The following is a 21,092-nucleotide window of genomic DNA, read 5'->3' on the forward strand; positions in this document are numbered from 1 at the left end:
TCAGAACGAGAAGCCCACCTCTACACCATACGTGCGCCCGCGTTCATACGTGCCTGTAAACAGCAGCACCGGTGCACCAAAGCTGATGTAGCGTTTGTCCAGCAGGTTGTCCCCGAAGGCGGAAATCGCAATGCGCGATCCGCCAACGGGCAAGTCAGCAAGTCCCAGCCGGCCATTGACCAGCCAATAGGCCGGCTGGCGGTTGCGGTCTTCCAGCACGTCCTGACCGGCCAGATTACGCAGCGGGGTGGACGTGAGGAAGTAGTGGCTGCGATAGCGCGCTTCGAGCAAGCCCGCCACATGCCCGCCATTGCTGGTGAAATCGCCAGAGGTGAAGGTTGCGGCTACCCGCCCGGTCCAGTTGGAGAAGTAGGTTGGCCGGGCAAACGCGGCAACATCCTGCCCGTTCAGCACGAACGTGTCGTAGTCGAAATCGGTGTAGGAAATGCTACCCGAAAGGTTCAGGCCGCGCACCGGCACGATATCGAGTTCCGCCTCGAAGCCCTTGATCTTGGCCTTGCCCGCATTATCAAAAAACTGCCGCCCATTGATGAAGTTCTGGGTCTGCAGATCGTTGTAATCGTTGTAATAAGCAGCGAGGTTCAGGCGGACCTTGTTGTCGAGGAACTGCGTCTTTGCGCCCACTTCGTAGCTGGTCATATTTTCAGGGCGATAAGGAATGCCGCTGAGGATACCACCCGAAACATAGCCGGTGGCAACTTTGGCAAAGATCATGCTCTGTTCGGTTGGCCGCCAGGTGGCGATCCCGGTATAAGTCAGTTTCTTGTAGGTCTGCTTGTACTTACCCACCCCCAGAGAGCCACCTTGCGCGCCGGAAATGACCGTAATGTCCAGTTCGCGATCATCAATCGTGCCGCGCAGGCCCCCGGTGATGTCGAAGTTGTCCGAAAGGTGCCAGGTCAACTGCGCATAGCCTGCCATCGAATCGTTCACGCCAACGGTGCGGGTAATGCCGCTGCCGAAGATTGCGTCAAACGGGTTGGGCACGATCGTGCCGTTCGGCGTGGGCGAGAGGATGCCCAGTACTTCGGTGCCCGGTGAACGTTCGTGGAAGTAGAACAGCCCTGCGGTCAGATCGTAGCTGTCATTGGATAACTGGAACTGCAGTTCCTGGCTAAACTGGCTCTGGTTGGTGGCGCGGGCTGACAGCAGCGGGAAGAAGTAATCGTTCGGGCCGGGCAAGTTAGCCGGGTTGAACAGGCCTGCCTGCACCTGCTGCGGGGTGAGGCCGGGGGTGAGCAGCACGCCCAACTGCTGCAGGGTGAAGCGCATTCCGCCTGCCGAGCCGAGATCGAAGATTACCGGCTCCTGCCGGAACTTGCGATAGGCGCTGATGGCCTTGATCGTAAAGTTGTCGCTGGCTTCAAGCGTCAGCGTGAGGCTGTGGCCTTGGGTGACGACATGCTCTTCGCTGGTGGCTGCTGCGACCGAGCTTAGCGGGCCGTTCAGCCCTTCGTTGGTGGTGCCGCCAAAGAAAGGTTGCAGCGCCACGATGGGGCCGAGCAACTGGCCCGAAGCATCGGGGATCACGCCAAGGCTTTGCATCGCACGGCCCGATGTGCGTGAATCGGTGTAGTCGAAGCGGTAATCTACCGTCAGCGAGCCGAATTCTCCGCGCACGGCCACTTGTCCGCCATCGACATTGCGATAGCCCAGCTTGTCCACGAACTGCACGGTGCCGAATTCTGGCGCGCGCAACGCGATGTTCAGGGGTTGCCCTGCCATCGTATTGGTCACGTCGCCTGCAATCTGATCGTGCAGATAGGACAGCCGGATCGAGAACGGGCCGATCTGCGGCAGATCGAGCGAGACCTTGCCGCGCCAGGCATCGTAATTGCCATAGGAACCGGTGGCCTTTACGCCCCATTCGCCCTTTGGCGCGGCGGTGACGATGCTGATCGCGCCCGAAGTCGCGTTGCGCCCGAACAACGTGCCCTGCGGCCCGCGCAGCACTTCAACGCGCTGGATGTCGCTGAAGTCCAGCAGCGAACCGACAGCGCGACCGATATAGACGCCATCGACATACATGCCGACCTTGGGATCGACCGAGTTGCTAGACGTGCCGGACGCCACACCGCGAATGATAATCGTGGGGTTGGACTGCTGTCCCTGCGTGTTGAACTGCAAGCTGGGGGCCAGGCCGGCCAGATTTCGGACGCTGGTGACGCGCAAGGCATCAAGCTGGTCCGCCCCAATCGCGGTAACGGCCACTGGTACGCGTTGCAGGCTTTCTTCGCGGCGCTGTGCGGTAACGATGATTTCCTGAACCGACGACTGCGCGGCACCGGTATCGGCCTGCGGTTCGGGCGCCTGTGCATTGGGGGCCAGTTCTTCGGCGTGTGCGGCGCTCGTCAGGGCAAACACCCCGGCAGCCAGAATTGAACCGCGCAAAAGCCTTGAGCGGATATACCGTGCTTTCATCATCATTCTCCCTCCGTCGTTGTTTTTGTTCTTATTGGCGGAACGGCGGATTGCACCGTGACACCACTGAGGCGGCAAAGCGCATATGCGCCCGCCGCCCGGAATTTCAGGTTGGTGGAATTGCGGCGCGTGCCGTCACTCGGCCGCTTCCATCAACGACTCGCCATAATGGGGATCGTCCTCGTTACAGAGGCGATTGGTCAGATCCCAGCGGTTGTCGATCACCGGGGTGATGTTCAGTTCGCGGCGGATGTCGTCGATCTGCACGTCGACATATTCGCGCCAGTCGACCAGCATCAGTGGGTATTTCCAGTTGCGGCCCTGCTGCGCGCCAAGGAATTCAGCCTCAAGGTTGACGACCATGGCATCTGGATAGAACAGACCATCCTTCATTACCGTCTTGGCCTTCAGGTAAAAGGCGATGCGGCTGAAGAAGTTGCTCAGTTCCGGGTGAAAATAGAGCGACTTGGCGTGCATGTTTGCCGAAAGCAGCGCCACTTCGCCGCCATGGTTCGGGCCAAAGCCGCTTACCATGTGTTCAATATCGTGCGAAAGCGCAGTTTGTCGCAGGTAGTAGGTGAAGTCGTTCACCACCTGAATTTCCTGGAAGAACAGGTCGAGCTGGTAGCCCGAATTTGCCATGAAATTGTAGATCGCAGCGCCCAGCGTTCCGGGGGCACAGTCCTTCGTTTCGGCCAGCGTGAAGTTTGAAAGGCTGCGGCGTTCCAGCCAGCGCTTGAATAGCGGCAGACGGGCCTTTTCCATTTCGAACAGCTCGATAATCCGGTGCATGTCTTCCAGATCATGCAGCGCCTGAGCCACTTCCGGGATGTAAGCGGTATTCGGCAGATCAGGCCCGTTGCGGCGCAGCATCTCCTGCGCGATCAGCGTGCGCAGCCCAGCGTGGTTGAGATACTTTGACGAACTGACAAGCACCGAGCTTTCAGTTTCGATCTTCTGGATTGCGCCGTTGAAATAGGCGCGGTCGGCTTCACCGATCTTCGCTTCGCTCATGGCATGGCATCCTCTCATTTATCGTTGGGGGTGGGGGCGTCCGGAGGGATGGACGCCCCCTCGAGGAAGCTGGTCAGGGCTTCCCCAATTCCGTCTCGGTTCAAATCACTCGGCGGCTTCAGCCAGAGCAGCAACATCGTTGGCAGGCGAGAGGAACTGACCCGGCATCGCCCCGGTAAAGGCGCCGTCCTCGAAAGTCGGCACCCCGTTCACCAGCGTCAGGCGGGTGGGCATGGCGGCGCGGGTAAAGCGCCAGGTCGTGCCACCGCGCCCGTCTGGCACATCGTGCGCCTTCTGCATTTCGCGGCGCTGGATTTCGTCCATGTTGAACACTGCAATATCAGCGCGCTTGCCCACGGCGATCACACCGCGATCGTTGAGGTTGAAGTGGCCCGCCAGCTTGCCGGTCATCACGTGAATGGCCTGCTCCAGCGCCAGCTTCTTCTCTTCACGCACATATTGCGTCAGCAGCAGCGCATTTTCGCCACCACCGCACAGCATCTGCAAGTGCGCGCCCGCATCAGAGATATTGCCCACGGTCTTGGGATCATTCATCAGTTCGAGCGTCAGTTCCTCATCCTTGGGGAAGGGCGCCATGTGGACGGTAGACCGGGTGCCGTTCGCGATGATCCAATCGGCCATCGCATCTGACCGGTGCAGGCCAAGGCTGTCGGCATATTCCTTGAGCGTGATGCCAACCGGGCCTGTGCCGTTCTCGCTGTCGATCAGGAACAGTTCCTGCGGGTTCTTCAGCGGGGAATGATCCCAAGCCTGCGTGTCCCAGCTTTCACGGGCACGTGCGCGCCATGCAGGATCGCCCAGCAGCGCGGCCTTCTTGTAGTGATCGTCTTCCAGCACCACCTCGTGCCAGACATAGTCGTTCGACTGCGCAAAGATCAGCGATTTGACGAGGCTGAGCGTGGAAGTGGGCGAAACGTGGGCGTAGCCCGGCCACACATCTACGCCCGCTTCGCGCATCTTGCGCACCGATTCCTGCATTGCAGGCAGGATGCCTTTCTGGAATTCCAGCGTGGGCACGGCGCCGGCGATCTGGACCTTGATCTTGCTACCCGCCAGCAGTTTTGCCAGACGTTCCAGATTGGCCGGGCCAGTCATGCGCATGAAGGTATCGACGATCACCTGATAGCAGCAGCCGGGATAACGCTCCATCACCGCAAACAGCGCCTCAAATTCCTCGTCAGAGGCTTGCAGCGTGGGCACCGGGCGGTTTTGCCCATCGTGGTCGTGCATGTTGTCAGACATGCCCAGCGCACCTGCGGCCAGCGCATCGTCAAGCAGTTCGGCCATCTTGGCAATTTCGGCAGGAGTGGCTTCACGCTCCCAAGCTTCCACACCCATCGCGGCAAGCCGGATGGCGATGTGGCCGACATAGGCGGCATAGTTCAGTGGCACCTTGACGTTGCGCTCCACCGATGCGCGATATTCGCTCCAGGTGTTCCAGTCCCACGGCAGGTTGTCCATGAACGGACCTTCGGGAATATCCTCGAAGAAGCTGAAAATGCCGATCATTTCGCGCTGAGCGGGCATGTATTTGTGCAGCGGAGCGGGTGAAAAGCCGCAGTTGCCCATGATCATCGTCGTTGCGCCATATCCGGGCAACGGGTCGAGGTCGGATTGCCACCACATAGTGCCATCATAATGGGTGTGGCTTTCGATAAAGCCGGGCGTCACATGGCATCCGTTTGCATCGAATACGCGCTCGCTACCCGGCGCAAGATTTGCACCAACTTCGGCGATCACGCCGTCCTTGATGCGCACATCCGCCGCAAAGGCAGGCGCGCCGGTTCCGTCCACGACGGTGCCGTTCTTGATGAGAATATCAGACATGGTTTTCTCCCGATCTTCCGAACCATCCAGCCCCTTATGCTGCAATTTGTGCAGCAGGCCGGTGGACGGGTTGGGTGCAGCATATGCCTGCTTGCGAGTCTCCCGAAGCAATGGCTTGCCAAACAGATCGTTTCGTTATCTTATGCGGATCATGACGCGATACGATTCAAGCGCATCTGCAATGCTATCCGTTTTGCGGCGACATTTGCGCAAAGATGGATGGACGATTTTGCGCCTTTCGCGGGAAATCGGCGTCGGTGAAGCAACTGTGAAGCGCTGGCTTGCGGGCAAAGGCCTGACCATCGACCGACTGGAAGCGATGGCGCGGCTGTGCGGGCTGGTTCTGGGCGATCTTGCGCGCGAGGCTGAGGACTCCCCGGGCGAGCTTGCGCACGAATTGACGCTCGCGCAGGAAAAGGCGCTGTCGAGCAACATCTTCCTATCGTTCCTGTTCATGACCATCCTGAATGGCGTGCAGCCGACCGAGACCGCGAGCGACTTTTCAGTGCCCTTGCGCACCATGGAGGCCGCACTTGCGCGGCTCGAACGGCTGGCCCTGATTGATCGTTTGCGCAGCGGGAAAGTCCGCCCGTTGATCGACCGCACTATGGTCTTTCGCAAGCAGCCGCTGCGCGCGCTGTTCGAACAGCACATGAAGCACGTGTTCTTCGAACTCGATTACAGTGCGCCGGAAACCACCTACATTTCCGAAGTGGTCAAACTGTCGCCCACCGGCCAGGCCCAACTGGCAGACCTGATGGAGCATTTTCGCGCGCAGGTGCAGGCGCTGGCAGACCGTGATGCACAGGCGCCCGTCGCCGCGCGTGAATGGGTGGGGTTGCTCAGCGTGATGCGCAAACTCGACCTTTCACCAATGCACCAAGCACAGGGTGATTTTGCCGAATGATATACGCAAATAGTGAAATATATTAAGAATAAATGGCAAAATTCGTAGAATCATTGACTTCATGTTCACCCTTTCTGACAGTGCCCCTGTAAAGCTTGCGGCTGTAGGCGCTGTGAAAGGAAGAGATTATGGAAGCCAATTTTCCGGCAGGCGCCACCATTGTGTTCGGCGGCAGCGGCGGCATCGGACGTGGCGTGGCGCTCGAATTCGCGCGTGAGGGCAGCGACGTAGCGATAGTCTATCGCTCAAAGCGCGACGTTGCCGAAGCGGTTGCAGCGGAAATCCGTGAATTTGGGCGCAAAGCCTCAATCCATCAAACCGACGTTCGCAACCGCGCGCAAGTCGCCGCGGCCTTTGCCGAAGCCGTCACCGCCCATGGCCGCGTGCATACCGTGGTTTGGGGCGCAGGGCCGGTGGTCCCGCAAGTGCTGATCGCAGACTGGACCGAGGCGATGTTCCGCGATTCCATGGAGATTGAGGCGTTCGGCTTCAACAACGCCGTCCACACCGCGCTGCCGCACATGCGGGCCAGCGGCGGAGGCAGTTTCGTGCATCTGGGATCGGCCGGGCATGACTGGTGGCCCAAGCTTGACGGGCTTTCGGTCGCACCCAAGGCCTGCAATGAAGCGCTGGTCAAAGGCATTGCCAAGGAAGAAGGCTTCCACGAAATCCGTGCCAATTCGATCCTCGTCGGCGTGATCGACGCGGGACAGTTCAAGATCGGGCAGGAAGCCGGCACGTTCACGCCCGAATGGGAAGCGGCGGTCAAGGCGATGCTGCCGCTGAAACGCTGGGGCACGCCGCAGGACATTGGCCAGGCCGCAGTCTATTTCGCATCGCGCCGGGGCAATTATGTTACCGGGCAGACCATTTCGGTCGGCGGTGGCTTCGGTGTCTGAGCAGAGCGTGCTCGCTCCGCACAGCATCGGTGTGGACGAAATGGTGGCGCGCGAGAGCCTGCGCCACCTCGTTGTTGCCTATGGCCATGCCATAGACCGCCGCGATTGGTCACTGCTGCGCACACTTTATCACGATGATGGGGTTGATGATCACACGCCGTACTACTGTGGCCCGGTTGATGGCTATATCGCGTGGCTGCCCTCGATGATGGCCAACTGGCGCGCCACCATGCACACCGCCATGTCCTGCCTGTTCACTATCGACGGTGACCATGCGCAGGGCGAGATCACCGCGCGGGCGTGGCACCTGACAGCGGATGGCGCGCGCCAGTTTGTTGCATGGGGGCGCTACGCCGATTACTATGAACGGCGCGATGGCGTGTGGCGCTTTGCCAAGCGGTCTTTCATTCTGGACTTCGCCGAGGATCTGCCGGTCGCAAACGGCGACGATTTTGGCAGCGAAGGCGTCGGCACCGGCCGGGCCGGGGCCGATGATCCGGTGTTTGCGCGTCTCTCGTTATTTTCCAGACCCTGATCAGGCAGCAGCAAGGTTCTGCTTGTCGCGCTCCAGCGAACGTACCGCGCGCCATGCCGCCCATACGCCGATGTAGCCAGTGGGGATCGCCACGCTCAACCCAACCCGCAACCCGTGCGGCCCGGCCCCGGCAACCCAGTCGCTCAGCTGCCCAGCCAGCACCGGGCCAAGCACCGTGGCAAACATGCTGGAAATCAGCAAAACCAGCGCGGTGCCGGTGGCGCGATGGGCATTGGGCAGCAGATACTGCAACCCCGCCAGCACGCCAACCGACCAGCCCCCGCCCATCAGCCCCGCAGGCAGGGCAAACAGCCGTGACAGCATCAGGCTTTCGCTCCAGGTCACCAGCAGGATCATCGTCGTCGCCCCGGCCAGCGCAAAGGCAGTGAGGCGCAATTGCATCGTGGCGTCATTTCGGCCCAGCCTGTCCGCCAGAAACCCGAAGCCTAGTACGCCGAGAAGCCCCGGCATACCGAACGACAGCGCAAAGGTTGCGCCGGCGGCCTGCGTGGAAAGGCCATAGGCACGCTCAAACAGGGCAGGCCCCCACATACCGAAGGTCACGCCCGAAAGCGATCCCAAAGCCATGACCGTTGCCAGCAGCCGCACTGAAGGCGTGCCAATCAGCAGCTTGATCGTCGGCCCCAGTGGCAGCACCGGCGCGGCATGGGCCACAGGATCACGCGCGGGTTCGCGCACGATCAGCCAAGCGGCCAGCGCCACGATCAGCCCAACCACGCCGAGGGCATGGAACGCCGTTTGCCAATCGCTCGCCGCAGCAATGGCCGGACCACCGGCAAGGCCGCCCATCTGGCCGATGTAGATTGCGGTGCCCAGCAACGCAAAGGCACGGCCACGTTCGGCGATAGGAAAGTAGGCGGCGATCAGCGCGGCAGCAGGCGCCTGATAGGCCGCCTCGCCAATGCCCACGCCTACGCGCGCCATTGCCAGCATGGCCGGACTTGTTGCCATGCCTGAAAGCAGCGTGAAAAAGCTCCAGAACCCGCACCCCCCGGCAATGATCGCAATGCGCGAGCGCCGGTCTGCCAGCCGTGCAATCGGCAGCGTGAACAGGGTGTAGAGCAGCGCGAAGGCCGGGCCCATCAGCAGCCCCATCATCGTATCGCTAATGGCAAAATGCGCCTTGATCGGTTGGGCAAGGCCGGGGATGAGGAAGCGGTCGGCATAGTTGAGAATGGCCACCAGCACGATCAGCGACAGCGCCAGCCACCGATTGGTCAGCGGTCGTCCGCTTGCCGACATGGTCGCCGCAGGCAAGGGTGCGGCGATTGTGCCACTGCCGCCAAGAGGGCTGGTCATCAGGTCTCTCCCGAAGCGCAAGGAATGCGCATTATTTTCTTCAATATACTCTGCAAATCAGGCAAATCAAATCGTAAGATTGATAATATGTGATGATATTGCGGCGATTGGCCTGTGTGTATAACAGTCGTGCAACACAAATCGATTCGCTTGGGAGAGCGCTATGCCCATCTCGCTTGAAGATATTTCCTCTCGCCTTGCCGCACTGGAGGACAAGGAAGCTATCCGTGCGCTCAAGGCGCGCTATCTTCGCGCCTGCGATCTCAAGCAGCCCGATGTGGTGCGCGATTGCTTCGCATCGGGCGAAATCCGCATCGCTTATCAGAACTTCCCGGAGTTCGCCGATAGGGATGCATTTGTTGAAATATATCGCCAGATGGGTTGTCAGCCCGGAGTTTACGACATCCACCACGCTACCAACTGGGAAATCGATCTTTCCGGCGGGGATCGGGCGACCGGCAAATGGTCGCTGAATTTCCGCACGATCCTTACCGGCCCACGCCAGATCGTGCGCCTCGCGGTGGAATATGATGACGTCTACGCCAAGGTTGATGGTCGCTGGTGGATTGTAGAGACGGTCAGCCGCGTCACCTCGATGCTGACCGAACAGGTGGCCGAGGATGGCAGTGTAACGGTTCTGGCACTGGCTGAACCGCCTGCTGCCTGAGGTTACGCAGGCATTGGCGCAACCGGTGCCTGCTGCATTCCGCGCACCACCCGTCCGGGCCGCACATCCATAGGCTGGTCGGCCCGGCGGATCACTTCTCCGCTAACCACTGTGGCAACATAGCCCGTAGCAGTCTGATCCAGCCTGCGCCCGCCACCTGGCAGGTCATGGCGCACCACCGGCGCGTGCAGCCGTAGCGCGTCCATGTCGATCACATTGACATCGGCCTTGTATCCGGCGCGCAGCAGTCCGCGATCGTCCAGCCCGACAACACGCGCGGGCTTTGCCGCCAGCATCTGCACCACTTCGGCCACGGACAGGCGCTCACCCGCACGGTCCCGCACCCAATATGTCAGCATGAACGTGGGATAGCTGGCATCGCAGATCGCGGCATAGTGCGCGCCACCATCGCCTAGCCCGATCACCGTATCGGCGCGGCGCACCAGCCCGATCAGCGCATCAAGCCGCGCCTCGTGGAAATTGCCCAGCGTGTTCAGGATCATGCCGTTGCCGTCACGCTCCATCAGCGCGTCGTACGCCACGTCCTCAGGGCTGCGGCCTTGTGCGCGGGCCAGCGCGCCAATGCTCTGGTCGGCCGCCGGTTCATACTGCGGAGGATCGCCGAACGGGAACATCCAGTCCCAGTTGCGTGTCAGCATCGCCAGCGGATGCCCCGGCTGCGGCATTTCCGAAAGCAGCTGTGCACGCATCACCGGATCGCGCAACTGCGGCAGTTGTTCTTCCAGCGTCAGGTTGGCCAGCGGCTGATACGATGGGCACAGGCAGAACGGATGAGTGGACAGCGCCCAGCCCGAAATCATGCCGATCGGGCGTGGTAGTATCTGAGGCCAGATTTCAACGCCGCGCGCCCGCGCCTCATCCACCATCCGCAGCGGCGCATCCCATGTGTTGGGCCCGCTGTTGGCCAGCGCCAGCGTGAATGTCGCTGGACGGCCAGAGCTTTCCGCCACCGCGATCAGGCGGGTCAGTTCGTCCTCCCACGTCTCGAACGGAGCATCGAGCACCGCCTGAAACACCCCGGTCCCGGCCTCGGCCAGCGCCCCGGTTATGGCAATCAACTCGCGCGTATCGGCGCCATAGGTCGGGATCAGTTCGCCCGTCTTGGTACGGTGGATATTCAGCCGTGATGTGGCAAAGCCGATGGCCCCTGCATCCAGTGCCTCCCGCGCAATCGCCCGCATCTGGGCCAGATCATCGTCAGTCGCCGCCTCACGCGCGATGGCGCGCTCGCCCATCACCCACACGCGCAAGGGGCTGTGCGGCAGCAGGCAGGCCACATCGATATCGCGCGGGCGCGAAGCCAGCGCGTCGAGATACTGCGGAAACGTTTCCCAGTCCCACGGTAACCCCTGCGCCATGACCACGCCGGGAATGTCCTCCACCCCTTCCATCAGCCGGATCAGCGCCTGATGATCGGCCTTGCGGCACGGCGCAAAGCCCACACCGCAATTGCCCAGAACGGCAGTCGTTACGCCATGCGAACTGCTGGGAGAGAGCGTGTCGGACCACACCGCCTGCCCATCGTAATGCGTGTGAATATCGACAAAGCCCGGCGTCACAATGCACCCGGTGGCATCAATTTCCTCGCGCGCTGTGCCCGCGTAATGCGCGCCGACAAAGGCAATGGCATCCCCGCACAGGGCCACGTCTCCAATAAAGGGTTCCCCGCCCGATCCGTCGACGATCGTGCCACCCCTGATCAAAAGATCGGCGCAAAGGCCCTGTGCGGTCATCGTCTCTCTCCACTGTTTCGGTGGACGGTACTGGATCGTTCGGCTTGAAGCAAGCGCAATGCCAGATCGCGCCGCTCAGAAAATCCGCATATAATAGCTATTAAGCGTCATTGACCGCCGTTTGCGTTATGCAATACCGGTAGAGTTACGAAACACCGGAGAGGATTCGCAGGCATGATCGATTATGGCCTTCACGGCAAAGTGGCGCTCGTCACCGGCGCAAGCGGCGGCATTGGTCGCGCGGCATCACTCGTCTTCGCGCGGTCGGGCGCAAGCGTGCTTGTTTGCGACGTGAACGAGGCAGGCGGCGCTGAAACGGTCGCCATGATCGAAGCGGCAGGGGGCAAGGCGGCGTTCCAGCGCTGCGACGTGTCAAAATCTGACGAGGTGAAGGCGATGGTCGCCGCTGCTGTCTCCACTTTCGGCGGACTTGATTGCGCGTTCAACAATGCGGGTATCAACCGCCTTGGCGACGACGAATACGACGACGCGATCTGGGAACGCAACATGGGCATCAACCTGTCGGGCGTGATGCGGTGTATGCGTGAAGAGGCCGAAGTGATGGTTGCGCGTGGCGGCGGGGCCATCGTGAACACTGCGTCGATCAACGGGATCGTCGGAAACGGTGGACAGCCCGCCTATGTCGCGGCGAAGCATGGCGTCGTCGGCCTCGCTCGGCACGGCGCGCTGCGTTGGGCGCAGGCGGGCATTCGCGTAAACGCGGTGTGCCCCGGTGTGATCGAAACGCCGATGACCGCGCCACTCATCGCCAGCCCCGAAATGAAGAAGGTTATCGATGCGATGACGCCGATGGGCCGCATGGGCACCGCGGAAGAAATTGCCGAAGCCGTCGTCTGGCTCTGCTCACCCGCCGCCAGCTTCGTTACCGGTCACGCTATGGTCGTCGATGGCGGCGCGACAGCGGTTTGAAAATCGGACCGGGCAGCATCAACATTTGCTGCCCGGTTAAGGTGACTTGTCAGCCCAGCGCCGCTTTCAGCTTTGCCCCCGCCCGCTCGATATAGGGCATGGCATCGGGCACCGCTTCGAACATCGAGAAGAAGCCGTGAATCATGCCGGGAGCCTCTTCGCTATCAACCGCAACCCCCGCCGCCGCCAAGGCATCGGCATAGGCCAGCCCCTCATCGCGCAACGGGTCGTATTGCGCTACCAGAACGGTAGCTGACGGCAAACCGGCCAGATTATCGTGGCGCAACACCGCAGTGTGAGGATGCGGAGCATTCACGTCGTCCACATAGTGCGCCCAGAACCACTGCATCATCACGGTCGACAGGAAATAGGTGCCACCACCATTTGCTGTATAGGAATCCCGTTCAAAATCCGCATCCGCCACCGGATAGATCAGCAACTGATGTGCCAGCTTCGGCCCGGCCTCATCGCGCGCGCGGATCGCCACGGCAGCGGCAAGGTTGCCCCCGGCACTGTCTCCCGCCACAGCAAGGCGCGAAGGATCAATGCCTAGTTCGGCGGCATGAGCCACCGCCCACAACAGCGCATCATAGCAATCATCCAGCGGGCCGGGGAACTTCGTTTCCGGTGCAAGCCGGTAGTCCACTGCCAGCACGGCCGCGCCGCTCGCCCGCGCCAGTGCGCGCGCAGTGGCATCGTGCGATTCGAGATCGCCGATCACCCAGCCGCCGCCGTGATAGAACAGCACCAGCGCCGGATTTTCCCCTGCGCCCTCAGGAACATAGAACCGCGAGCCAATGGTCCGCCCCGGCAGGTCGAGCGCGATGTCACGCACATGCGCCACTGCGGGCGGCGGCCCCATCTGCATCGGTTTGTTCAGATCGCGCAGCGCTTGCGGCGTGATTGTGGCATAATCGACTGGCGGCATCTGCGCAAAATAGCCCAGCAGCGCCTCGACCTGAGGGTTAAGCGTCATCGTATCTCTCCCGATTTAGCCGAACTGCCTTATCCAAATTGGGCTGCAATTTCTGCCACAGCCGCCGCCACATCGCGACGACGATAGCCCAACAGCGCCGTTTCGCCAGCATCGGGTTCATAACTGATCGTGTTGCCGCGCCCTTGCGGGATCGCGATGTCGGGCAGCAGCAGCAATTCCTCGTCGCGCGCCTCCAGCACCACGTCGCTGCCAACGGCATCAAAGAACAGCTGGAAATAGTCCCGGAACGTGAGGTTTTCATCGCCCACCAGATAGGCCTTGCCCGGCTCGCCCCGCAACAGCGCGCCTTCGATGGCTTCGGACAGCGATTGGAACGACATGAAGTTGGTGCCACCCGTCGGCGCAAAGAACGGGATCGGAATATTGCCCTTGGCCCACTGCACATAAGGATCGAAAATCGCGCTCGGCAGGCCGGGCACTGTGCCGACCATGAAGGGCGCATTTACGCTCACCACGTCAAACCCGGGCGCGCCCTCGGCTCGTGCGCCTTCGCACGCGGCAAGGCGTGACTGGATATAGACATTGCCTGCAACCAGTTCTGGCGCGGCCTGCGGATAGAAGCTGCCAAGCTGGACCGCACGGGCAACGCCAGCCTCACGCGCGGCGGCAAAGAACGCGGGCAGGGCAACATGGTTGGCCTTGTGCAGCCACGCGCCGAAATCTTCGCCCTGTGGAACGTGGCGCGGATCGTTGCCTGCCGCAAACACCATCCAGTCGAACCCGCGCAACCGATCGGGCGTGAAATCGCCCGCCACATAATCGCCCTGAAGGAACCCAAGCGTGGTCAGCGCCGTGCCTTCGGGCGCACCCGCCCCACGCCCGGTGATCGTCACATCATGGCCCTGTGCCGCCAGATGCAGCGCGGCATGGCCGCCCAGCGCGCCAGTGCCGCCGACTACGAGAACTTTCATCGCTATTTCTCCTGATAAAGCGGATTGGCCAGCGGTAGCGGCGCAAGATCCGGGCTGCGGCGCAGCAGGTTGCCGCCGTCCACCGCGATGCATTGCCCGGTTACCCAGGCACTTTCGTCTCCGGCAAGGAAGCGCACGGCCCCTGCCATGTCATCGGCCTCGCCCAAGCGGCCCAGCGGATACTCGGGCAGGAAAGCTGCCGCCGCGCCGCCATCGAACATATCCTGCGTCGCGCCGCTGCGGGTCAGGCCGGGGCGGATCGCGTTGACGCGCAGTCCCGAAGGCCCCAACTCGTCTGCCGCCATGCGTACCAGCCCTTCGAGCCCGGCCTTTGCCACATGATAGGCCGAAAGGTGCCGGAACGTCAGGACCGCCGCGCCCGATGACAGCACGATGATCGATCCGCCCGGCGCCATCAACGGCGCGGCGTGGCGGATCACATGGAAGGTGGCGATCACGTTGGTCTCGAAGGCATCGCGATAATCTTGCGGAGTGCTTTCGATCAGCGGTTTGAACCCGCCGCCGCCCACCGTGGCAAAGGCGATGTCCAGCCTTCCGGCCAGCACGTGCGCTCCGGCAAGTGCTGCGGTCACGGCGTCCTCATCGGTTCCGTCGCCCACAAATTCATGAACTTGCACCCCCGGCACTGCGGCGCGAATATCCGCCGCCGCTTTTGCCAAAGCATCCGCGCGCCGCGCCATCAGCGCCAGCGTCGCCCCGTCGCGCGCCAACGCCAGCGCGCAGGCTCCGGCAATCGCGCCGGTCGCCCCGGTGATGAACGCGGTGCGCCCGGCCAGCGTGCCGTTCATGCGGTCGCGCCGCCCACATCGTGCACGGGCCGCACTTCTTCCCAATCGACCACAAGCTCGCGCCGCGTGAATTTCCACCCATCGCCCTCACGCCGCCACTGGTCCTGATAGCGGATCGCCCAGACCAGCAGTACATCGCGCCCGTCAGGCCCGGTCATGCGGTGCTCGGCAGTGGAGCGGGTTTCGCCCTGCGCTATGTCCTCGCTGACCGCCGCGTCCATATCGTACACCACATGGCGCGTGGCTTTGAATGCATGGGTAAGGTGGTCGATCGAGCCAAGGTTCGCCTCAAGCCCGCTGATGGCAAAACCGGGTCCGATAATCTCCACATCGTCTGCCATGACTTCGCGCCACAACGCCTTGTCACGCCGGTCTGCGCCCAGCCCATAACGCTCCGCCGTACGGCGTAGTTGCTCCAGATCGCTCATGCTACCGTCCCCGGAATGACCAGCCCATTGCCTGAAATCAGCGGCACATTGGTCCATTCGCCCTGGGGCGTGCGATACCAACCCCCCGCTGCCAGCGCCCCGCCATCCACGTTAATTGTGGTGCCGGTCACCCACGCCGCCAGCGGACTGGCGAGATAGAGCGCCGCGCCCGCGCTGTCTGACGGTTGACCAAACCGGCCCAGTGGAATCCAGCGCTCTTCATGCGCGCGGTTTTCGGGCGGGATCATGTAGTCCAGCGCCACTTGCGGCGTATCGGTCGTCTCGGGCGCGATGGTGTTCACACGGATGCCTTCCGGCCCCAGTTCCAGCGCGAGGCTCTTGGTAAAGCCCGTCACCGCCCATTTGGCCGCAGCATAGACGCTGCAATAGGGAATGCCGCGATGCGCCTCGATCGAGGTGACGTTGATGATCGACGATCCGGGTCCGGCCTTGCGCAGCAGAGGGATCATTGCGCGCGTCATGCGCAGCAATTGCCCCAGATTGGTGTCGAGGATTTCCTCGGTTTCCTCGTCCTCCAGCATGGCAAAGGGCCGTGCGTGGACGAAGTGGCCGACATTGTTGACCAGCACATCCAGCTTGCCGGTTTCAGCCGCAATGCGCTCGGCCAGCATCGCGCCCACGCCGCGCTGGCGCACATCGCAGCGGATCACGCGTGCGCTGGGCATCGCAGCTTCGGCCTGATCGGCGCGGGCCGGATCGATCTCGGCGATCACCACTTGCGCGCCTGCGCTGTCAAAAGCCTCGGCAATCGCCCGCCCGATGCCCACGCCGCCACCGGTGATCAGCACGGTCTTGCCGGTAAAGTCCAGCGCGTGCGCAAAGTCGGGCCTTTGCGGGTTCGCAGTCATCGGATGCGGATCCTCTTGATGCCAATGAATCGGCGTTGATGTATTTATTGTCTACGCATAGTGCGGATGGAAACGCGCTCTGTCAATGGGATGCGCAGCGCAAAGAGGATTACGCTGCTACGCCCCGGGCTGATCCGCCGGGATATGCACTACCAGCCCGTCCAACTCTTCGCCCAGTTGCACCTGGCACGACAGGCGGCTGTTGGGGCGCACTTCTACACCCTCGATCAGTCCCAACATCTCGCGCTCGTCCGGGTGTGCAGGTCCGGTGCGGTCCAGCCATTCGGGATCGATATAGCAGTGGCAGGTAGCGCACTGCATCATCCCGCCACACAGCGCGTCGATCCCGTCGACCAGACTGCCGACCGCCAGTTGCATCAGCGTCATGCCCTCGAAGTTCACGCAAGTCCGCGCTGTCCCGTCGGGCTGGACGAAAGTCACTTTGGCCATTCACTGTCCCTCAAATTGTGCCATTTTATCCTTCGTCATTGCGAGCCCGCGCAGCGGGAGAAGCAATCCAGAGCGCCATGCGCCACGCTCTGGATTGCTTCGCTCCGCTCGCAATGACGAACCAGTGGGGATGCCTCTTCAAACGTGCGCCGGGCAACCGGCGGCCTTGGCCAGCGCGGCCGTATCCACCGCCGTTGCCTCGCCCGAAATCTTGCGCCGCCTGTAGCGCACGCGGCATGGCTGGGCGGGCCAATAGGTCGAAGCGCCGGCAATCGGCTTCACTTCGTCCAGCAGTTCCATGTTAAAGTTCTGCAGCAGGATCACCAGCAGCGCTTTCATTTCCATGCGCGCAAAGTTCACGCCCGCGCAGCGATGCACGCCGCCGCCAAACCCGATTAGCGAATTGCTGGTCGTCTGCGCATTGGGGTTGGCCGGGTTGAAGCGCTCAGGATCATAGGCATCGGGATTGGGGAACGTCTCTTCCATGCGGTGGCTGACCGAGGGGGCCAGCAGCACGAATTCGCCCTTGCGGATGGTATAACCCTCGCGCACGATATCAGCATTGGCCTTGCGGCTGAGCATATAGGCCACTGGGTGCAGCCGCTCAGTCTCACGCAGGGCAAGGTCCATCTTTTCCATCGCGATGGCGTGTTCCCAGCTCAGGTTTCCGCCATCGCCGCCGCCCAAAAGCCCGGTGATTTCATCGCGCAAGACCTGCATATAGGCCTGATTCTGCAACAGATCGGCCAGCGCCCAGCTGACCTGCCCGGCGGTGGTTTCATGCCCCGCCCACACCAGCAGCAGGATCAGGTGGCGGATGATCTCGTCGGGCACCGGGCGGCCATCGGGATACTTTGTTTCGATCATCGTCTGGAAAAAGTCGGGCGGATCAAGCGGCGCGTCGCGGCGCTTTTCGATCCATGATTGCAGGATAGTATGCAGCTTCTTCTTGGCGCGTTGCGATTTCACCATCTTGGGCGTGGGCAGCCATAGCGGCAGCACGATTTCCATCCCGCCCGAAAAATCGCGGAACAGATCGAAGAATTCGTGACCCAGTTTCTCGTGGAATTCGCGCCCCATGAAGCTGTGCGCGGCGATGTCCATCACGATGGGGCCGAGTGTGGGGATCAGGTCGAACTCGCCTTCATCACCCAGCTGTTCCACCAGGTTCAGCGATTCCTCGACCATCACCGGCACATATTGCTTCATCGAAGCCGCCTTGAACCGGGGCATGATGATCGAGCGCTGGCGCAGATATTCGTCCATTTCCGCAAACGAATAGAAATCCGGCGAAAACATCTTGAGGAAGAACGGCATGGATTCGCGGATCGACAGCAGCTTGTCGGTCTCTTCAAAAAAGAAACGGTTGTGCTCCGGCCCCAGCATCACATTCATGCGCTGGCCCATGAAGTTCATCGCGAACATCCGGCCTTTGGTTTTGTAGCCGCGTTTCAGCACGCTTACGGGATCGCGGAAAAACTGTGCGATGTGACCCAGCAGCGGCGCGCCGCCATCGAGCAGGGGGAAGCCGCCGCCAGCATTTGCTGCACTCGCCATGCCATGTCTCCCGTAAACACGCCGGTTTGGCCCGGCATTTGATCGCGAGAGGGTATGTCTGTTCGCACGGGCCGTCACGCTTCGTCGCACAGAGGGTATCGCCCGGTGATCTAGCTTAGATCATCGGGTGAACTGCTCGATGCTTACCCCCGCACTCCGCCAGCATCCCGTCACCCTGAACTTGTTTCAGGGTCCATTTATGAGCCCAGGCGGCGGTTTGGTCGGCAAAATGGATCCTGAAACAAGTTCAGGATGACGAAACTGGATTGGCCTTGGCAGGTAGAATAACTCGTGCCCCCTCAATACACCGCCGCCGGATTCTTCGGACGCGGGCTGCCCAGCATTTCGCGGTGCGAGGGCCGTTCGTTGCCGCGGTCGGTCACGCCCAGTTCCTTGGCAATTTCCGCCACGATCAGCGTCTGCCCTGAAAGTTCGTCACGGTTCGCCGCCTTGTCGATGGCGTCGATCACGTGTGCCGAAAACTCCGGGTTCTCGGCCATCGCCAGAAAGCCTTCGTACTGTTCGGGATTGGTCTTGACCGCAATCTGCGAACGCTCGGTCACTTGCGGGCCAAGCCACAGCGATACGGCGGCCACGCCAGTGCCCCAAAAATCATGCTCCATATCGTGCGCCAGCTTGTCCAGCCCCGCCTTCTGCGCGCCATAGGCTGGCCCGTGCATATAGCAGTTCGCGCCGAACGAGGATGTCATCGCGATGATGCCCGACCCCTGCGGCACCATGATCCGTGCTGCGTGCCAGCTGGCGACATAAGCGCTGCGCAGGCCCACATCGAGGATCTTCTGCGCGTCGAGTTCCTTTTCCCAGAACGGCATCTTTTCGATCAACTGGTGGTGCATATAGGCCGCATTGTTGACCAGCACGTCCAAGCGGCCCTGCTCAGCCATGACTTGTTCGAACAGCTTTGCGACCGAGGCATCATCGGAATGGTCGCACACTACGGCAATGCCCTTGCCACCGTTTTCGGTTACCTTCTGCGCGGTTTCAGAGACGGTGCCGGGCAAGACCGAGCCGTCCCATCCCTTGGCATCGCCCGGCGTTACGGTGCGTCCGGTGACATAGACGGTATAGCCCAGCTCGCCAAAGCCACGGGCGATCCCTGCGCCTGCACCGCGGCTTGCGCCGGTTACGATGGCGACTTTTGGTTGAGTCATGGCCGGTATCCTTATGTCAAAAGTCGAATTGCGAAGTCGGGATCACGTCGATCCGCGTAAAGTCGATGAAACCCGCGCAACTGTCCATCATCGCGGCCAGATTGGCGTCAAACTTGGCCGCATTGCCCATCGCATCGTAAAACGCCTCCGGTTGGTCGAGCGCTTCCAGCGGGAAACACTCTTCCACGATGGCGTCATAAGCAGGTGCATTTTCGGTGAGCGGGCGGACGATCAGGTTCTGCACATATTCGAAGTTCGATTGCGTCTCGATCGCTACGCGCGTGTGGTGCGTGTGCCAATGTGCGATGGCCGCCTCGCGCGTCATGTCCGGGCGGAAGGAAATAAAGCTGGCCTGGCTCCAGCCCCATGTGCGTTCGGGGGTTACCTGTTTAGCTGCGCTGAACTCGCCTTCGGCTCGTTTAGCTTCGCTGAACTCCGCTTCGCTTCGTTTCCCCGGGGAAACATAACATGAACATAGATGAGCGGTGTTCGGAATGATTGTCGATTCACACACCACCCACGCGGCAAAGCGCGCCGAATGTTCCGCCAGCACGGCATCCACCGCGCCGCGAAAGCGGGCATTGGCCGATGGCATCCAGAACTGCGCAATCGCCGTTTGCTGCGGTGCCTGCCAACTTTGTATCAGCGCCGCGCCCGGTTCCACCGTCGCATCGCGCACGTTCAGCCGCACGGAATCTACACCAGCGTCGGCCAGCGCGGCGGGCAGAGTTGCCAGGAGCCGAGCGCCATAGTCCGCGTGGCTTTCACCTTCAGGCGCCCACAGCGCTGCAATCACCTTTTCCATCGCGCCCGTTCCTCAGTCAAAATTGGCCTGCCCGCCATCGAGCGGGATCGTCGCGCCGGTCAGATAGGCCAAGTTCTGCCCGGCCAACGCGACCAGTGCGCGGCCGATATCGCCTTCGAGCGAGCCGACGCGGCCCAGCGGGATTGTGCGGAAAAATGCTTTCGCCTCTTCGGGGTTGTGGTCGATCCACCCTTTCAGGCCGGGAGATTCTGCGTGCGGCGCTATGGTCAGCACGCGAATACCCTCTCCGCCCCATTCGGCTGCGGCTGCGCGAGTGAGCGAGCGGATGCCCTGCTTGACCGCCGCATAAGCGCCATAACCGGTCATGTCCCAGCGGATGCCGGCCGAGGAGCAGAAGTTGAAGATCGTCCCGCCCCCGCGCGCGACCAGATGCGGGCGCGCCAGCTTCATCAGGCGCAGCGTAGCCAGCGGCCCGGATTCAAAACCTGCGGTAAACGCCTCGTCGGTCACGTCCTCCAGTTTGCCCAGCGGCACTTCCTGCGCATTGTTGACGAGGATATCGAGCCCGCCAAACTCGGCCACTGTGGCATCGACAACTGCGGCCAGATCGGTTGCAGATTTCACATCACAGGCCAGCGCCAGCGCTTTCCCGCCGCGTTCGCGCACCATCGTTGCGGTCGTTTCCACCTTGGAAAGCGTGCGCCCAGTGACGGCCACCGCCGCACCCGCGCCTGCCATGGCCAGCGCCACGCCTTGGCCGATGCCTTGGCCTGCGCCGGTGATCAGCACCACTTTGCCCGAAAGATCGGTCATTCAA

General features: G+C 61.7%; 20 protein-coding genes. 5 read left to right on the forward strand and 15 right to left on the reverse strand.

Annotated elements, in window-relative coordinates; all coding sequences use genetic code 11:
- The 3 genes from B7X90_RS00245 to B7X90_RS00255 form a co-directional block, all read right to left on the reverse strand.
- Positions 1 to 2,442, reverse strand: a complete 2,442-nt coding sequence (locus B7X90_RS00245) for a TonB-dependent receptor (RefSeq protein ID WP_292620650.1) — start codon at positions 2,440 to 2,442, stop codon at positions 1 to 3.
- Between the two features lie 135 nt (positions 2,443 to 2,577).
- Positions 2,578 to 3,456: a Coq4 family protein gene (locus B7X90_RS00250; protein ID WP_292620652.1), complete on the reverse strand. Its 879-nt coding sequence runs from the start codon at positions 3,454 to 3,456 to the stop codon at positions 2,578 to 2,580.
- A gap of 105 nt (positions 3,457 to 3,561) precedes the next feature.
- A complete protein-coding gene (locus B7X90_RS00255; RefSeq protein ID WP_292620654.1) occupies positions 3,562 to 5,304 on the reverse strand; it encodes a D-aminoacylase in 1,743 nt (580 codons plus the stop codon).
- Between the two features lie 181 nt (positions 5,305 to 5,485).
- On the opposite strand from B7X90_RS00255, the gene B7X90_RS00260 reads away from it, so the two are divergent.
- The 3 genes from B7X90_RS00260 to B7X90_RS00270 all read left to right on the forward strand — a co-directional run bounded on the left by B7X90_RS00260 (position 5,486) and on the right by B7X90_RS00270 (position 7,645).
- Complete coding sequence (locus B7X90_RS00260) at positions 5,486 to 6,211, forward strand: helix-turn-helix transcriptional regulator (RefSeq protein WP_292620656.1); 726 nt, start codon at positions 5,486 to 5,488, stop codon at positions 6,209 to 6,211.
- A gap of 128 nt (positions 6,212 to 6,339) precedes the next feature.
- Complete coding sequence (locus tag B7X90_RS00265; RefSeq protein WP_292620658.1) at positions 6,340 to 7,110, forward strand: SDR family oxidoreductase; 771 nt, start codon at positions 6,340 to 6,342, stop codon at positions 7,108 to 7,110.
- Positions 7,103 to 7,645, forward strand: a complete 543-nt coding sequence (locus B7X90_RS00270; RefSeq protein ID WP_292620660.1) for a nuclear transport factor 2 family protein — start codon at positions 7,103 to 7,105, stop codon at positions 7,643 to 7,645. Before B7X90_RS00265 ends, B7X90_RS00270 begins: the two co-directional genes overlap by 8 nt.
- Here B7X90_RS00270 and B7X90_RS00275 read toward each other — a convergent pair whose 3' ends face one another.
- Positions 7,646 to 8,965, reverse strand: coding sequence for an MFS transporter (locus B7X90_RS00275; protein WP_292620662.1), 1,320 nt, complete (start codon positions 8,963 to 8,965; stop codon positions 7,646 to 7,648).
- 163 nt (positions 8,966 to 9,128) lie between these two features.
- Between B7X90_RS00275 and B7X90_RS00280 the strand changes: the two genes are divergently transcribed.
- The gene (locus tag B7X90_RS00280) at positions 9,129 to 9,632 is read left to right on the forward strand and encodes a nuclear transport factor 2 family protein (protein ID WP_292620665.1); all 504 of its coding nucleotides are present in this window, start codon (positions 9,129 to 9,131) and stop codon (positions 9,630 to 9,632) included.
- 2 nt (positions 9,633 to 9,634) lie between these two features.
- Here B7X90_RS00280 and B7X90_RS00285 read toward each other — a convergent pair whose 3' ends face one another.
- Entirely contained in the window at positions 9,635 to 11,386 is a 1,752-nt protein-coding gene (locus B7X90_RS00285) for a D-aminoacylase (RefSeq protein ID WP_292620667.1), read from the reverse strand.
- A gap of 174 nt (positions 11,387 to 11,560) precedes the next feature.
- Here B7X90_RS00285 and B7X90_RS00290 point away from each other — a divergent pair, with 174 nt between their 5' ends.
- On the forward strand, positions 11,561 to 12,316 hold the full coding sequence (locus tag B7X90_RS00290) for a glucose 1-dehydrogenase (protein WP_292620669.1): 756 nt from the start codon (positions 11,561 to 11,563) through the stop codon (positions 12,314 to 12,316).
- Positions 12,317 to 12,365: 49 nt separating this feature from the next.
- Here B7X90_RS00290 and estDL136 read toward each other — a convergent pair whose 3' ends face one another.
- From estDL136 to B7X90_RS00340, 10 genes are all read right to left on the reverse strand, one after another.
- The gene (gene estDL136 / locus B7X90_RS00295) at positions 12,366 to 13,292 is read right to left on the reverse strand and encodes a chloramphenicol hydrolase (protein ID WP_292620671.1); all 927 of its coding nucleotides are present in this window, start codon (positions 13,290 to 13,292) and stop codon (positions 12,366 to 12,368) included.
- A 29-nt stretch (positions 13,293 to 13,321) separates the two neighbouring features.
- Positions 13,322 to 14,224, reverse strand: coding sequence for an NAD-dependent epimerase/dehydratase family protein (locus tag B7X90_RS00300; protein ID WP_292620672.1), 903 nt, complete (start codon positions 14,222 to 14,224; stop codon positions 13,322 to 13,324).
- Between the two features lie 2 nt (positions 14,225 to 14,226).
- Positions 14,227 to 15,033 carry an SDR family oxidoreductase gene (locus B7X90_RS00305; RefSeq protein ID WP_292620674.1) on the reverse strand — a complete coding sequence of 269 codons (807 nt, stop codon included), beginning with the start codon at positions 15,031 to 15,033 and terminating at the stop codon, positions 14,227 to 14,229.
- Entirely contained in the window at positions 15,030 to 15,461 is a 432-nt protein-coding gene (locus tag B7X90_RS00310) for a nuclear transport factor 2 family protein (RefSeq protein ID WP_292620676.1), read from the reverse strand. Before B7X90_RS00310 ends, B7X90_RS00305 begins: the two co-directional genes overlap by 4 nt.
- Positions 15,458 to 16,330, reverse strand: a complete 873-nt coding sequence (locus tag B7X90_RS00315) for an SDR family NAD(P)-dependent oxidoreductase (protein ID WP_292620678.1) — start codon at positions 16,328 to 16,330, stop codon at positions 15,458 to 15,460. The genes B7X90_RS00310 and B7X90_RS00315 overlap by 4 nt, the downstream gene beginning before the upstream one ends.
- Before the next feature lie 117 nt (positions 16,331 to 16,447).
- Positions 16,448 to 16,780, reverse strand: a complete 333-nt coding sequence (locus B7X90_RS00320; RefSeq protein WP_292620681.1) for a 2Fe-2S iron-sulfur cluster-binding protein — start codon at positions 16,778 to 16,780, stop codon at positions 16,448 to 16,450.
- A gap of 138 nt (positions 16,781 to 16,918) precedes the next feature.
- Positions 16,919 to 18,337 (reverse strand): cytochrome P450, encoded by a 1,419-nt coding sequence (locus tag B7X90_RS00325; RefSeq protein ID WP_292620683.1) that lies wholly within the window; start codon positions 18,335 to 18,337, stop codon positions 16,919 to 16,921.
- A 299-nt stretch (positions 18,338 to 18,636) separates the two neighbouring features.
- Positions 18,637 to 19,509: an SDR family NAD(P)-dependent oxidoreductase gene (locus B7X90_RS00330; protein ID WP_292620685.1), complete on the reverse strand. Its 873-nt coding sequence runs from the start codon at positions 19,507 to 19,509 to the stop codon at positions 18,637 to 18,639.
- A gap of 16 nt (positions 19,510 to 19,525) precedes the next feature.
- Positions 19,526 to 20,314: an EthD domain-containing protein gene (locus tag B7X90_RS00335; RefSeq protein WP_292620687.1), complete on the reverse strand. Its 789-nt coding sequence runs from the start codon at positions 20,312 to 20,314 to the stop codon at positions 19,526 to 19,528.
- A gap of 12 nt (positions 20,315 to 20,326) precedes the next feature.
- Entirely contained in the window at positions 20,327 to 21,088 is a 762-nt protein-coding gene (locus tag B7X90_RS00340; protein ID WP_292620689.1) for an SDR family oxidoreductase, read from the reverse strand.
- Positions 21,089 to 21,092: the final 4 nt, after the last annotated feature.

Origin of the sequence: Novosphingobium sp. 17-62-19, from assembly GCF_002256775.1 — a bacterium.
GTDB lineage: Bacteria > Pseudomonadota > Alphaproteobacteria > Sphingomonadales > Sphingomonadaceae > Novosphingobium.

Coding starts and splice junctions, on each gene's coding strand:
- B7X90_RS00245 (WP_292620650.1), bottom strand. CDS start 2,442: ATGAAAGCACGGTATATCCGCTCAAGGCTTTTGCGCGGTTCAATTCTG.
- B7X90_RS00250 (WP_292620652.1), bottom strand. CDS start 3,456: ATGAGCGAAGCGAAGATCGGTGAAGCCGACCGCGCCTATTTCAACGGC.
- B7X90_RS00255 (WP_292620654.1), bottom strand. CDS start 5,304: ATGTCTGATATTCTCATCAAGAACGGCACCGTCGTGGACGGAACCGGC.
- B7X90_RS00260 (WP_292620656.1), top strand. CDS start 5,486: ATGCTATCCGTTTTGCGGCGACATTTGCGCAAAGATGGATGGACGATT.
- B7X90_RS00265 (WP_292620658.1), top strand. CDS start 6,340: ATGGAAGCCAATTTTCCGGCAGGCGCCACCATTGTGTTCGGCGGCAGC.
- B7X90_RS00275 (WP_292620662.1), bottom strand. CDS start 8,965: ATGACCAGCCCTCTTGGCGGCAGTGGCACAATCGCCGCACCCTTGCCT.
- B7X90_RS00280 (WP_292620665.1), top strand. CDS start 9,129: ATGCCCATCTCGCTTGAAGATATTTCCTCTCGCCTTGCCGCACTGGAG.
- B7X90_RS00285 (WP_292620667.1), bottom strand. CDS start 11,386: ATGACCGCACAGGGCCTTTGCGCCGATCTTTTGATCAGGGGTGGCACG.
- B7X90_RS00290 (WP_292620669.1), top strand. CDS start 11,561: ATGATCGATTATGGCCTTCACGGCAAAGTGGCGCTCGTCACCGGCGCA.
- estDL136 (WP_292620671.1), bottom strand. CDS start 13,292: ATGACGCTTAACCCTCAGGTCGAGGCGCTGCTGGGCTATTTTGCGCAG.
- B7X90_RS00300 (WP_292620672.1), bottom strand. CDS start 14,224: ATGAAAGTTCTCGTAGTCGGCGGCACTGGCGCGCTGGGCGGCCATGCC.
- B7X90_RS00305 (WP_292620674.1), bottom strand. CDS start 15,033: ATGAACGGCACGCTGGCCGGGCGCACCGCGTTCATCACCGGGGCGACC.
- B7X90_RS00310 (WP_292620676.1), bottom strand. CDS start 15,461: ATGAGCGATCTGGAGCAACTACGCCGTACGGCGGAGCGTTATGGGCTG.
- B7X90_RS00315 (WP_292620678.1), bottom strand. CDS start 16,330: ATGACTGCGAACCCGCAAAGGCCCGACTTTGCGCACGCGCTGGACTTT.
- B7X90_RS00320 (WP_292620681.1), bottom strand. CDS start 16,780: ATGGCCAAAGTGACTTTCGTCCAGCCCGACGGGACAGCGCGGACTTGC.
- B7X90_RS00325 (WP_292620683.1), bottom strand. CDS start 18,337: ATGGCGAGTGCAGCAAATGCTGGCGGCGGCTTCCCCCTGCTCGATGGC.
- B7X90_RS00330 (WP_292620685.1), bottom strand. CDS start 19,509: ATGACTCAACCAAAAGTCGCCATCGTAACCGGCGCAAGCCGCGGTGCA.
- B7X90_RS00335 (WP_292620687.1), bottom strand. CDS start 20,314: ATGGAAAAGGTGATTGCAGCGCTGTGGGCGCCTGAAGGTGAAAGCCAC.
- B7X90_RS00340 (WP_292620689.1), bottom strand. CDS start 21,088: ATGACCGATCTTTCGGGCAAAGTGGTGCTGATCACCGGCGCAGGCCAA.